We start from the raw sequence: 12,766 nt of genomic DNA on the forward strand, positions 1-12,766 counted from the left end.
AACTGATGCGTAAATACTTTATTACCGGATTGCTGATTTTGGTTCCCCTGGCCATTACCGCCTGGGTCCTGAATCTGGTGATCAGCACGATGGACCAGTCGCTGTTGCTGGTGCCCGGCAGTACGCAGCCCAGCGTATGGTTCGGCCACAAGATTCCCGCGCTGAGCACCATTCCCGGCCTGGGCACGGTATTGACGGTACTGATCGTGTTCTTCACGGGTTTGCTGACGAATAACCTGGTCGGCAATTACGTGGTGAAACTGTGGGAAAAATTGCTGCAACGCATACCCATCGTCAATTCCCTGTATTCGAGCGTCAAGCAAGTGTCGGATACCCTGTTTTCCCCGTCGGGCAATGCCTTCCGCAAGGCCGTGCTGGTGCCGTATCCGCACCAGAACTCCTGGACCATCGCTTTCCTGACCGGCGTGCCGGGCGGCGATGCGGCGAACCACCTGGTGGGCGACTTTGTCAGCGTGTATGTGCCGACGACGCCCAATCCGACATCGGGCTTTTTCCTGATGATGAAGCGCAGCGATGTCGTCGAACTCGACATGAGCGTCGATGCGGCGCTCAAATATATTGTCTCGATGGGCGTGGTGGCGCCTGCGGAAGTTGTTGCTGTACCGGCCCCGGCAGCCAAAGAATAAAGGCAGGCGTCCCATGCGGGACGTGGCCGGATTGAACACTCACTAACCTGAACTGAGAATTTTATGTCTATGCGTACTGAATACTGCGGCCTCGTTACCGAAGCCATGCTGGGACAAACCGTCAGCCTGTGCGGCTGGGTACATCGCCGCCGCGACCACGGCAGCCTGATTTTCATCGACTTGCGCGACCGTGAAGGCCTGGTGCAAATCGTCTGCAACCCGGAACAAGCGGAGATGTTCAAGGTCGCCGAAGCCGTGCGCAACGAATTCTGCCTGCGCGTGACGGGCGTCGTGACCAACCGTATCGAAGGCACCATCAACAACAACCTGAAATCCGGCAAGATCGAAGTGGTCTGCTCGGAACTGGAAGTGCTGAACCCTTCCGTGCCCGTGCCGTTCCAGCTGGACGACGACAACCTGTCGGAAACGACGCGTCTGACGCACCGTGTGCTGGACCTGCGCCGCCCGCAAATGCAAAACAACCTGCGCCTGCGCTACAAGGTGACGATGGAAGTGCGCAAGTACCTCGACGCGCTGGGCTTCATCGACATCGAAACGCCGATGCTGACCAAGTCGACGCCAGAAGGCGCGCGCGATTACCTGGTGCCGTCGCGTGTCAACGCGGGCAGCTTCTTTGCCTTGCCGCAATCGCCACAGTTGTTCAAGCAACTGTTGATGGTCGCCAACTTCGACCGTTACTACCAGATCACCAAGTGCTTCCGCGACGAAGACTTGCGCGCTGACCGCCAGCCTGAATTCACCCAGATCGACTGCGAAACCTCGTTCCTGACGGAACAGGAAATCCGCGACCTGTTCGAAGACATGATCCGCGTCGTCTTCAAGAACACCCTGGACATCGACTTGCCGAACCCGTTCCCGGTGATGGATTTCGCCGAAGCGATGGGCCTGTATGGTTCCGACAAGCCGGACATGCGCGTCAAGCTGGCCTTCACGGACTTGACCGAAGTCATGAAGTCGGTCGAATTCAAGGTCTTCAACGGCGCCGCCAACATGAAGGGCGGCCGCGTGGTGGCCCTGCGCGTACCGCAAGGCGGCAGCATGCCCCGTTCGGAAATCGACGCCTACACCCAGTTCGTCGCCATCTACGGCGCCAAGGGCCTCGCTTACATCAAGGTCAACGAGAAAGCCAAGGGTCCTGAAGGCTTGCAGTCGCCGATCGTCAAGTTCCTGCCTGCCGATGTGCTGGCCACGATCCTCGAGCAGACGGGTGCGCAAGATGGCGACCTGATCTTCTTCGGCGCGGACAAGGCCAAGGTCGTCAACGACGCCATCGGCGCGCTGCGCGTGAAGATCGGCCACAGCGAGTTCGGCAAGAAAGCCGGCCTGTTCGAAGACGTGTGGAAGCCATTGTGGGTGGTCGACTTCCCGATGTTCGAGCATGACGAAGAAGCGGATCGCTGGACGGCGACCCACCATCCATTCACGGCGCCGAAAGACGGCCATGAAGACATGCTGGAAAGCGATCCGGGCGCCTGCATCGCCAAGGCTTACGACATGGTCTTGAACGGCTGGGAACTGGGTGGCGGTTCGATCCGTATCCACCGCGAAGAAGTGCAAAGCAAGGTCTTCCGTGCACTGAAGATCGATGCCGAAGAAGCACAGCTGAAATTCGGCTTCCTGCTCGACGCCCTGCAATACGGCGCGCCACCGCATGGCGGCCTGGCATTCGGCCTGGACCGTATCGTGACCATGATGACGGGTTCCGAATCGATCCGCGACGTGATCGCCTTCCCGAAAACCCAACGCGCGCAAGACTTGCTGACCCATGCGCCGTCGGAAGTGGACGAGAAGCAATTGCGCGAATTGCACATCCGCTTGCGCAGCACCGAGCCAAAAGTAGCGTAATGGCCAAGGCGGCCGTTCATGCGGCCGCTACCATTTTTACTTGCTGAGGCAAAAAAGGCGCTGCGAGGCGCCTTTTTCATTCTTGATATGAGCCATAAAATTCCCGTTTCCGTGCTGGTCGTCATCCATACGGCTGACCTTGATGTCTTGCTGATCGAGCGCGCGGGCCAACCCGGTTTCTGGCAATCGGTGACGGGTTCCGTCGATGCCGTCGACGAGCCGCTGCTGCAGACGGCCGCGCGCGAATTGTGCGAGGAAACCGGCATCGTTGCCGATGGGCGCGACATCGTGCTGCGCGACTGGAACTTGTCGAATGTGTACGAGATCTATCCGATCTGGCGCCACCGCTATGCGCCTGGCGTGACGCGCAACACGGAACACGTGTTCAGCGTGCAAGTGCCGCGCGACATCGCCATCACCTTGAGTCCCCGCGAACACTTGCAGTACGCGTGGCTGCCCTACCTGGCGGCGGCCGACCGCTGTTTCTCGTCGTCCAACGCGGAAGCGATTTTGCAATTGCCGGCCATGACGGGCCTGGCGCGCCCCACCTGATTTTCCTAGAAAGCATTCCATGTTGAACTGGTTACATTTGACGACGCAGCAAAAACTGCTGGGCACCCTGGGCATCGTTTTTTGCCTGTGCTTTATCTTTCTGCTGTTTGGCTCCACCGTGCCCGGCCGCACGCCACCGATCGGCATGCCGCTGATGGCGATCGGCTGGCTGCTGCACCCGGGTGCGTTTGCCAAGGGCAAGCGCACCGTGGCCTGGCGCGGCGCGCCCTTGCTGGTCAAGATTGTCTGGGCGGCCGGCATTACCGCGCTGATCGTCAGCGTGACGGCGGGCGTGGGACGCATGCTGGCCTGATTGTGCGTGGTAGGTGCGCACGCGCACCTACGCCGGCGCCGCGCGGGGCCTGTCAGGGAGTAGAATCAAGGCATGAAAATCCGCGTAGCAACTTATAATATACACAAGGGCGTCTCCTCCGTGCGGGGCTTGCCCCGCGTGCATGCCTTGAAGCAGGCGATTGCCCTGTTCCATGCCGATGTCGTCTTTTTGCAGGAAGTGCAAGGCAAGCATGACCGCAATGCGGCCCGCTTTGGCGCCGAGAAAAACGGCCACAAGCATTGGCCGGAAGCGTCGCAGCATGAGTTCTTTGCCGGCGCCGAGCACCATTCCGCCTACGGCATGAATGCCGTGTACGACCATGGCCACCATGGCAACGCCTTGCTGAGCAAGTTTCCCATCGCCTCGCAAACCAATCACGACGTGTCCGACCACGCCTATGAACAGCGCGGCATCCTGCATTGCGTGCTCAAGACGCCGCAGGCGGACGTGCACTGCTACGTGGTCCATCTGGGCCTGTTCGAATCGGGAAGGGGCCGCCAGACGCAGGCGCTGATCGATGCCGTCATGGAGTCGGCGCCGAATGGCGAACCCGTCATCATTGCCGGCGATTTCAACGACTGGCGCAACACGCTCAGCGACAAGCTGCGCAATGCGCTCGGCGTGGTGGAAGTATTCGACCAGCGCGCGTCGAATTCGGCCCTGGGCGACCTGGTGCGTACCCTGGCGCGGCGCCAGACGAAGACACCGATCCCCGTGCCGGCGCGTACCTTTCCCGCCGCCTTGCCGTGGTTCCGCCTGGACCGCATCTATGTGCGCGGTTTCCACGTGGAAGGCGCGCAAGTGATGCATGGCACCCTGTGGGCAAAACTGTCGGACCACGCGCCGATCGTTGCCGCTTTGAAACTCGCGTAGACTGCCAGCATGCGCACAGTCAATTTCATCGCCCACAATGACATCAAGCTGCTGTATTGCGGCACCGATTACTTCCCTGCCTTGATTGCCGCCATCGACGGCGCGCGCTCGGAAGTCTATTTCGAAACGTATATCTTTGCCGACGACGCCACGGGCACCCTGGTGCTCGATGCGCTCAAACGTGCCGCCGCGCGCGGCGTGCTGGTGTGCATGATCACGGACTGGTTCGGCACGGGCAACCGCCGGGTCAAGGCCATGCATGCGCAGCTGGAAGCGGCTGGCGTGCACCACCGCATCTTCAATCCGTGGTTCCGGCGCGGCATCACGCGCACGCACCGCAAGATTTGCGTGGCCGATGGCGAGATCGCCCTGGTGGGCGGCATCAATATCAACGACGACATGTTTTGCGACTACGACCACAACATCAGCCTGGCAGCGCCGCGCTGGGATTTTGCCGTCCAGGTGAAGGGCCCGCTGGTCGACGCCATCCACGAGGAGGTGCAGGCGCAGTGGGCAAGATTGGGCAAGATGAATCTGGTGCGGCGTATCAAGCTGTACCGCAAGATGCGCGTCGTCAGCAAGGAGCTGGCGAAGAACCCCGTCGTGGCCGGTTTTGTCGTGCGCGACAACCTGCGCAACCGCCGCACCATCCAGCGCGCCTATTTGCAGGCGCTGGGCCAGGCGCGCAAGAGCGTGATGCTGGCCAACCCGTATTTCGCGCCCGGGCACAAGCTGCGCCACGCCCTGGCCCAGGCGGCCCTGCGGGGCGTGGACGTGGTCCTGTTGATCGGCGTGGGCGAATTCCGCATGCAAGATGCCGTGGCGCACTCGTTCTACCCGAAACTGCTGGCCGCCGGCGTCAAGATCGTCGAATACCGCAAGACGCAGCTGCACGCCAAGGTGGCCGTCGTCGACGATGACTGGGCGACGGTGGGCTCCAGCAATATTGACGCGCTGAGCCTGTTCCTGAACCAGGAAGCGAACGTGGTGATCAAGGACGTGGCGTTCGCGCAAAGCCTGCGCCAGCACATCGAGCAGGGCGTGGCCGACGGCATCGTCATTCACCAGGATGATTTCAAGCACATCGGGCGTTTCCAGCGCATCGGCTATGAAGCCGCATTTCTCGTGTACCGGCTGGTGATGCGCATTTTTTCAGTAGGCAAGTACGCATGAACGAGATGACAACGGTAAGGCTGGACAAATGGCTGTGGGCGGCGCGCTTCTTCAAGACGCGCTCGCTGGCCAGCGAAGCCGTCGACACGGGCAAGGTCAAAGTGGGCGGCGAGCGCGTCAAACCGGCGCGCAGCGTGCGCGTGGGCGACGAGCTGGCCATCGATAATGGCGCGGAGACGTGGGAAGTGGCCGTGCTGGGCCTGTCCGACAAGCGCGGCGCGGCCCCCGTGGCACGCTTGCTGTATGGCGAAACGCCGGCCAGCATCGCCCGCCGCGAGCAACTGGCCGAGGAGCGCAAGCTGTTCCGCGAGCCGGGCACCACCATCAAGGGGCGGCCGACCAAGCGCGACCGTCGTCAACTGAGCAAGGCAGGCGACCTTTCCTGAGGTTCGTCTGTTGTGGGCAGGCACGGGCGCGCGACGCTTTTGCCTGCCTGAAATCACTAGAAACACGCGGCTTAAAAATGCTGCGCTGCACCAATAGAACACCGGCTCTAAAGTTCCCGTTTGACTTTTACGTGGTAGTGGATAATAGTACGAGCGTTCGGATTTTTTCGGAGCGTGCTTTTTTTTACTCTCGCTTCAGTCCGCCAAATCGGCAACATCACTTTTAGAACGGTACTCTTGAATACTTCAGTCAAATTCATGCGCAAGGGCGAACTGACCCGTGCAGCCATCCTCGACGTGGCGCTGGACTTGTCCAGCCGCGACGGCCTGGAAGGCCTGACCATCGGGCTGCTTGCGGACAAAATGAACATGAGCAAGTCGGGCGTGTTTGCCCACTTTGGCTCGCGCGAAGACTTGCAGATGGAAGTGCTGAAGCTCTATCACTATCGTTTCGAGCAAGAAGTCTTTTTCCCCAGCATGAAAGAACCACGCGGCATCCAGCGCCTGCAATCGATGTTTGCGCGCTGGGTCAAGCGGGTCAGCGTGGAAATCGCTTCCGGCTGCATCTATATCAGCGGCGCCGTCGAGTATGACGACCGTCCGGGCCCCATCCGCGAAGCTCTCGTGGCCATGGTGCGGGCCTGGCAGGGTGCGCTGCTGCGCTGTGTCGAGCAATCGATCGCCACGGGCGACCTGAAAGCGGACACGGATGCCCAGCAGCTGGTGTACGAGATGTATGGCCTGATCCTGGCCCTGCATCACGACGCGCGTTTCCTGCGCGTGCCAGGCAGCATCGAACGGGCGCAAGCGGGCTTTGTCCGCCTGCTGGCGTCGTACCAGAATTCCGTCACAAGCAAATAAGCCGTCAGGCAGTATCCGCAACAACGCACACGCACTACAAGTACAACACTTTAGCTAAACGCCTTCAGGAGAAAATTATGGGTCAATACGTCGCGCCAATCCGGGATATGCAATTCGTCCTGCATGAGTTCCTGCAAGTGGAAGAAGAACTGAAGCAAATGCCGTCGTACGCCGACGTCGACGCCGACATCATCAACCAGGTGCTGGAAGAGGGCGGCAAATTCACCTCCGAAGTATTGTTCCCGCTGAACCACTCCGGCGACCGCGAGGGCTGCCACCACGACCCCGTCACGAAAAGCGTGACCACGCCGAAAGGTTTCAAGGAAGCCTACAAGCAGTACGTTGAAGGCGGCTGGGCGGCCTTGGCGTGCGATCCGGAATACGGCGGCCAGGGCTTGCCTGTCGTGCTGAACAACTCGTTCTATGAAATGCTGAACTCGTCGAACCAGGCCTGGTCCATGTACCCTGGCCTGTCGCACGGCGCCTACGAGTGCCTGAAGGAACACGGCACCGACCACCAGAAGGAAGTGTATCTGCCGAAGCTGGTGTCGGGCGAATGGACGGGCACCATGTGCCTGACCGAACCGCACTGCGGCACCGACCTGGGCCTGCTGCGCTCGAAAGCGCTGCCTGAGGCGGACGGTTCCTGGACCATCACCGGCAACAAGATCTTCATCTCGGCCGGCGAGCACGACATGGCGGAAAACATCCTGCACCTGGTGCTGGCCCGCGTGCCGGACGCGCCGGAAGGCTCGAAAGGCATCTCGCTGTTCCTGGTGCCGAAATTCCTGCCGAACGCGGACGGCACGGTCGGTGAGCGCAACCCGATCACCTGCGGCGCCATCGAAGAAAAAATGGGCATCCACGGCAATTCGACCTGCCAAATGAACCTGGACGGCGCGAAAGGCTGGATCATCGGCCAGCCGAACAAGGGTCTCAACGCCATGTTCGTCTTCATGAACGCGGCCCGCCTGGGCGTGGGCATGCAGTCGCTGGGCCTGACGGAAATCGCTTACCAGAACGCGCTGATCTACGCCAAGGACCGCACGCAAATGCGTTCGCTGTCCGGCATCAAGAACCCGGAACTGCCGGCCGACCGCATCATCGTGCACCCTGACGTGCGCCGCATGCTGTTGACGGGCAAAGCCTACGCCGAAGGCGCGCGCGCTTTCACTTCCTACGTGGCGCTGCAGATCGACCGCGAACTGCACCACCCTGACGCCGACGTGCGCAAGGAAGCGGCCGACGAAGTAGCGCTGCTGACGCCCGTCATCAAGGCCTTTATCACCGATAACGCCTGGATCGCCACTTCGGACGCGATGCAAGTGTTCGGCGGCCACGGCTACATCTCGGAATGGGGCATGGAGCAGTATGTGCGCGACGCGCGCATCAACATGATCTATGAAGGCACGAACACGATCCAGTCGCTGGACCTGTTGGGCCGCAAGATCCTCGGTGATAACGGCGCCAAGCTGCGCAAGTTCGGCGAAAAGATCAAGGCTTTCGTCGAAGACAACGGCACCGATGAAGCGATGAGCGAATTTGTCACGCCACTGGGCGACCTGGGCGACAAAGTCACCAAGCTGACCATGGAAATCGGCATGAAGGCCTTCCAGAATCCGGACGAAGTGGGCGCGGCATGCGTGCCTTACCTGCGCGTCGTCGGCCACATGATCTACAGCTACCTGTTCGCGCAGATGGCCAAGATCGCCCTCGAAAAAGAATCCAGCGGCGACAAGTTCTACACCGCCAAACTGGCTACCGCACGTTTCTACTTCGCCCGCTTGCAGCCTGAAACGGCAACCCTGATCCGTCAGGCGCGTTCCGGTTCGGCCAACCTGATGGCACTCGACGCAGACCTGTTCTAAGACTTGAGGAAAATATGACCAATTTCATCGTTAAAAAAGTAGCCGTCCTCGGCGCCGGCGTGATGGGCGCGCAGATCGCCGCCCACTGCATCAACGCGAAAGTGCCGGTCGTGCTGTTCGACCTGCCTGCCAAGGAAGGTCCGAAGAATGGCATCGTGCTGCGCGCCATCGAGAACCTGAAAAAACTGTCGCCTGCTCCGCTGGGCAACAAGGATGACGCCGCGCTGATCCAGGTGGCCAACTACGAAGACAACCTGGACTTGCTGGCTGGTTGCGACCTGATCATCGAAGCCATCGCCGAGCGCATGGATTGGAAACACGACCTGTATCAAAAGGTCGCACCGCACATCGGCCCGAATGCGATCTTCGCCTCGAATACCTCGGGCCTGTCGATCACCAAGCTGGCCGAAGGCTTCGACGCCGATCTGAAATCGCGCTACTGCGGCGTGCACTTCTTCAACCCGCCGCGCTATATGCACCTGGTCGAGATCATCCCGACCGAGTTCACCAAGCCCGAGATCAGCGATCAGCTGGAAGGCTTCCTGACTACCACCCTGGGCAAGGGCGTGGTCCGCGCCAAGGATACGCCGAACTTCATCGCCAACCGCGTTGGCGTGTTCGGCATCCTGGCCATCGTGCACGAAGCCGAAAAATTCGGCCTGTCCGTGGACGTTGTCGATGACTTGACGGGCGCCAAGCTGGGCCGCGCCAAGTCGGGCACCTTCCGCACGGCGGACGTGGTTGGCCTGGACACCATGGGCCATGTGATCAAGACCATGCAGGACTACCTGCCGAACGATCCGTTCGCTGCCGTCTACAAGACGCCGGCCGTGCTGGCGCAGCTGGTGGAAAAAGGCGCGCTGGGCCAGAAGAGCGGCGCGGGCTTCTACAAGAAAGTCGGCAAGGAGATCCAGCGTCTGGACTTCGCCACCGGTGAATACGTGGCCGGCGGCGCCAAGGCGGCCGACATCATCGCCCGCATCCTGAAGGAAAAGGATCCGGTCAAGAAGATGAAGGCGCTGCGCGAATCGACGAATCCGCAAGGCCAGTTCCTGTGGGCGATCTTCCGCGACGCTTTCCACTACATCGCCATCCACCTGGACACCGTGGCCGACAATGCGCGCGACATCGACTTCGCCATGCGTTGGGGCTTCGGCTGGAACGTCGGCCCGTTTGAAACGTGGCAGGCATCGAACTGGCTGCAGGTGGCCAACTGGGTCAAGGAAGATATCGACGCCGGCCACGCGCTGTGCAATGCGCCGCTGCCAGCCTGGGTCTTCGAAGGTCCGGTCGCTGAAAAAGGCGGCGTGCACACGCCGGAAGGTTCGTACTCCGCCGTGTCGAACAGCTTCGTGCCGCGTTCGACCCTGTCCGTGTATGACCGCCAGCCATTCCGCGCGCCCGTCCTGGGCAGCGGCGCCATCGACGGCAAGACCGCCGGCACCACCGTCTTTGAAGACGAATCCGTGCGCGTCTGGCATACGGGCGACGATGTGCTGATCATCTCGTTCAAGACGAAGATGCACGTGATCGGCGAAGGCGTGATCAATGGCCTGAAACTGGCATTGGCCGAGGCGGAAAAGAACTTCAAGGGCCTGGTGATCTGGCACGCCGACGCAGCCGAAGGCGGTGCCTTCTCGGCCGGCGCCGACCTGCAATCGGCCCTGCCGGCATTCATGCAAGGCGGCGTGAAAGCCGTCGATCCGATCATCGCCGAACTGCAGAACACCTTCATGTCGCTGAAATACGCGAACGTGCCGGTGATCGCCGCGGTCGCTGGCCTGGCACTGGGCGGCGGTTGCGAGCTGGCGCTGCATGCGTCGAAGCGCGTGGCCTCGATCGAATCGTACATCGGCCTGGTGGAAGTGGGCGTGGGCCTGATTCCAGCCGGCGGCGGCTTGAAGGAAGCGGCGCAGCGCGCCTACAAGGAAGCCAAGGGCAACGACATCCTGCAATTCCTGAAAACGGGCTTCACCAATGCGGCCACCGCCAACGTGTCGAAATCGGCGCTGGAAGCGAAGAAGATGGGCTACCTGAAGGAAGACGACGTGATCGTGTTCAACGCCTACGAGCTGCTGCACGTGGCCAAGGTCGAAGCGCGCGCCATGTTCGACGCCGGCTTCCGTCCAGCGTTGCCATCGCTGATCCAGGTGACGGGCCGTTACGGCTGGGGCACCATCAAGGCGCAGCTGGTCAACATGCGCGACGGCGGCTTCATTTCGGCGCACGATTTCAAGCTGGGCGAGATGATCGCCGAGATCGTATCGGGCGGCGACGTGGACCAGGGCAGTTTCGTCAGCGAACAGTGGCTGCTGGATATGGAACGCAAGGCATTCCTGGAGCTGTTGAACCATCCGAAAACCCAGGAACGGATCATGGGCATGATGCAGACCGGTAAGCCGGTACGCAACTAAGCCTGGCGTCGATGAAGATCCTGCCGTTGGTATTTAAAGTATTACTGCGCGTGAGGCCAAGCATGGTGTATGACCGTATCAAACAACAGATGATGGACACCTTGCCCTTCGTGCGGCTGCTGGGGATCAGCATCGACGACATCGGCGCCGGCACCTCTAAGGTGTCGATGCCGGAAGATCCAAAACTGAATAATCACCTGGGCACGCAGCATGCGGGTGCCTTGTTTACCCTGGCCGAAACGGCTTCCGGCGCGGCCATGGCTGGCGGCTTCGCCGAGCTGATACTGGGCTTGCGCCCGGTGGCCAAGGAGTCGCGCATCCAGTACCAGAAGGTGGCCCGGGGCGCGACGCGCGCCGAAGGCCGGGTACCGGGCGACCTGGTTGCCTTGAAGGCGCAGCTGGCGCAGGACGGCAAGGTGGCGTTTCCCGTGGAAGTCGATATCTTCGACTTTGAGGGCACGCTGGCTGCACAGGTGACGGTGGACTGGTATTTATCGCAGAAGCGATAAGCCTCTACCCCGGACATTCGACAGAACACGAACCTCGTTCAACATCTTTGAAAGCATAAAATGAGCAAACAACTTCAAGACGCCTACATCGTCTCTGCAACCCGCACCCCGATCGGCAAGGCGCCGCGCGGCATGTTCAAGAACACCCGCCCGGACGACCTGCTGGTGCGCGTGCTGCAATCGGCCCTGGCGCAAGCGCCTGGCCTCGACCCTGCGCTGATCACCGACGCCATCATCGGCTGCTCGTTCCCGGAAGCGGAGCAGGGCTTCAATATCGCGCGTAACTCGGTGCTGCTGGCCGGCTTGCCGAAAACCGTCGGCGGCGTCACCGTCAACCGTTACTGCGCATCGGGCATTACGGCCATTGCCATGGCGGCCGACCGCATCCGCGTGGGCGAAGCCGACGTGATGATCGCCGGCGGCATCGAATCGATGTCGATGGTGCCGATGATGGGCCACCACCCATCGATGAACCTGGACATGTTCAGCGACGAAAACATCGGCATGGCCTACGGCATGGGCCTGACGGCCGAGAAAGTGGCGCAGCAATGGAAAGTGTCGCGCGAACAGCAGGACGCGTTCTCCGTTGAATCGCACCGCCGCGCCATCGCCGCGCAGCAAGCCGGTTTCTTCAAGGCGGAAACGACGCCCGTGGAAATCATCACGCGCACGCCGAACCTGGCTACCGGCCAGGTCGATGTCACGCGCCGCACCGTCGACACGGACGAAGGCGCGCGCGCCGATTCGTCGATGGAGTCGCTGGCCAAGCTGAAGCCCGTCTTCGCCGCCAAGGGCAGCGTTACCGCCGCCAACAGCTCGCAGATGTCCGACGGCGCCGGCGCGCTGCTGATCGTCAGCGAAAAAATCCTGCGCGAGCATAACCTGACTCCGCTGGCGAAATTTTCCTCGTTCGCCGTGCGCGGCGTGCCGCCTGAAATCATGGGCATCGGTCCAAAATTTGCCATTCCAGCAGCGTGCGCCGCTGCCGGCATCACGCAAGACCAGCTGGACTGGATCGAACTGAACGAGGCGTTTGCGGCACAGGCACTGGCCGTCATCGGCGACCTGGGCCTGGACCCGGCAAAAGTGAACCCGATGGGCGGCGCGATCGCCCTGGGTCACCCGCTGGGCGCCACCGGCGCCATCCGCGCCGCCACCGTGATCCACGCGCTGCAGCGCACCAAGCAGAAGTACGGCATGGTCACGATGTGCGTGGGCGCCGGCATGGGTGCAGCAGGCATCTTCGAGCGCGTCTAAGTTCGACGGGCTAAAGCAATAAAACA

General features: G+C 61.2%; 12 protein-coding genes. All 12 read left to right on the top strand.

Annotation, left to right across the window (positions count from 1 at the left end):
• Window positions 1–5 precede the first annotated feature (5 nt).
• Window positions 6–647 carry a DUF502 domain-containing protein gene (locus JAB1_RS04490; RefSeq protein ID WP_034778417.1) on the top strand — a complete coding sequence of 214 codons (642 nt, stop codon included), beginning with the start codon at window positions 6–8 and terminating at the stop codon, window positions 645–647.
• 63 nt (window positions 648–710) lie between these two features.
• Window positions 711–2,513 carry an aspartate--tRNA ligase gene (gene aspS, locus JAB1_RS04495; RefSeq protein ID WP_071653294.1) on the top strand — a complete coding sequence of 601 codons (1,803 nt, stop codon included), beginning with the start codon at window positions 711–713 and terminating at the stop codon, window positions 2,511–2,513.
• A gap of 87 nt (window positions 2,514–2,600) precedes the next feature.
• Window positions 2,601–3,065, top strand: a complete 465-nt coding sequence (gene nudB, locus JAB1_RS04500; protein WP_070257697.1) for a dihydroneopterin triphosphate diphosphatase — start codon at window positions 2,601–2,603, stop codon at window positions 3,063–3,065.
• Between the two features lie 19 nt (window positions 3,066–3,084).
• Complete coding sequence (locus JAB1_RS04505) at window positions 3,085–3,378, top strand: hypothetical protein (protein ID WP_070257698.1); 294 nt, start codon at window positions 3,085–3,087, stop codon at window positions 3,376–3,378.
• Window positions 3,379–3,450: 72 nt separating this feature from the next.
• Complete coding sequence (locus JAB1_RS04510) at window positions 3,451–4,272, top strand: endonuclease/exonuclease/phosphatase family protein (protein ID WP_034778424.1); 822 nt, start codon at window positions 3,451–3,453, stop codon at window positions 4,270–4,272.
• A gap of 9 nt (window positions 4,273–4,281) precedes the next feature.
• Window positions 4,282–5,445, top strand: coding sequence for a cardiolipin synthase ClsB (gene clsB, locus JAB1_RS04515; protein WP_034778426.1), 1,164 nt, complete (start codon window positions 4,282–4,284; stop codon window positions 5,443–5,445).
• Entirely contained in the window at window positions 5,442–5,831 is a 390-nt protein-coding gene (locus JAB1_RS04520) for an RNA-binding S4 domain-containing protein (RefSeq protein ID WP_034778428.1), read from the top strand. The genes clsB and JAB1_RS04520 overlap by 4 nt, the downstream gene beginning before the upstream one ends.
• A gap of 258 nt (window positions 5,832–6,089) precedes the next feature.
• Entirely contained in the window at window positions 6,090–6,692 is a 603-nt protein-coding gene (locus JAB1_RS04525; protein ID WP_070278980.1) for a TetR/AcrR family transcriptional regulator, read from the top strand.
• 77 nt (window positions 6,693–6,769) lie between these two features.
• Entirely contained in the window at window positions 6,770–8,560 is a 1,791-nt protein-coding gene (locus tag JAB1_RS04530) for an acyl-CoA dehydrogenase C-terminal domain-containing protein (RefSeq protein WP_034753387.1), read from the top strand.
• Between the two features lie 14 nt (window positions 8,561–8,574).
• Entirely contained in the window at window positions 8,575–10,974 is a 2,400-nt protein-coding gene (locus JAB1_RS04535; RefSeq protein ID WP_070257699.1) for a 3-hydroxyacyl-CoA dehydrogenase/enoyl-CoA hydratase family protein, read from the top strand.
• Between the two features lie 62 nt (window positions 10,975–11,036).
• Window positions 11,037–11,483, top strand: coding sequence for a YiiD C-terminal domain-containing protein (locus tag JAB1_RS04540; RefSeq protein ID WP_070279015.1), 447 nt, complete (start codon window positions 11,037–11,039; stop codon window positions 11,481–11,483).
• Window positions 11,484–11,543: 60 nt separating this feature from the next.
• On the top strand, window positions 11,544–12,740 hold the full coding sequence (locus tag JAB1_RS04545) for an acetyl-CoA C-acyltransferase (protein ID WP_046682137.1): 1,197 nt from the start codon (window positions 11,544–11,546) through the stop codon (window positions 12,738–12,740).
• The last annotated feature ends 26 nt before the right edge of the window (window positions 12,741–12,766 follow it).

The organism is Janthinobacterium sp. MP5059B (genome assembly GCF_001758645.1).
GTDB lineage: Bacteria > Pseudomonadota > Gammaproteobacteria > Burkholderiales > Burkholderiaceae_D > Janthinobacterium > Janthinobacterium lividum.

Coding starts and splice junctions, on each gene's coding strand:
- nudB (WP_070257697.1), top strand. CDS start 2,601: ATGAGCCATAAAATTCCCGTTTCCGTGCTGGTCGTCATCCATACGGCT.
- JAB1_RS04535 (WP_070257699.1), top strand. CDS start 8,575: ATGACCAATTTCATCGTTAAAAAAGTAGCCGTCCTCGGCGCCGGCGTG.
- JAB1_RS04505 (WP_070257698.1), top strand. CDS start 3,085: ATGTTGAACTGGTTACATTTGACGACGCAGCAAAAACTGCTGGGCACC.
- clsB (WP_034778426.1), top strand. CDS start 4,282: ATGCGCACAGTCAATTTCATCGCCCACAATGACATCAAGCTGCTGTAT.
- JAB1_RS04490 (WP_034778417.1), top strand. CDS start 6: ATGCGTAAATACTTTATTACCGGATTGCTGATTTTGGTTCCCCTGGCC.
- JAB1_RS04540 (WP_070279015.1), top strand. CDS start 11,037: ATGGTGTATGACCGTATCAAACAACAGATGATGGACACCTTGCCCTTC.
- JAB1_RS04545 (WP_046682137.1), top strand. CDS start 11,544: ATGAGCAAACAACTTCAAGACGCCTACATCGTCTCTGCAACCCGCACC.
- JAB1_RS04530 (WP_034753387.1), top strand. CDS start 6,770: ATGGGTCAATACGTCGCGCCAATCCGGGATATGCAATTCGTCCTGCAT.
- JAB1_RS04525 (WP_070278980.1), top strand. CDS start 6,090: ATGCGCAAGGGCGAACTGACCCGTGCAGCCATCCTCGACGTGGCGCTG.
- JAB1_RS04510 (WP_034778424.1), top strand. CDS start 3,451: ATGAAAATCCGCGTAGCAACTTATAATATACACAAGGGCGTCTCCTCC.
- JAB1_RS04520 (WP_034778428.1), top strand. CDS start 5,442: ATGAACGAGATGACAACGGTAAGGCTGGACAAATGGCTGTGGGCGGCG.
- aspS (WP_071653294.1), top strand. CDS start 711: ATGTCTATGCGTACTGAATACTGCGGCCTCGTTACCGAAGCCATGCTG.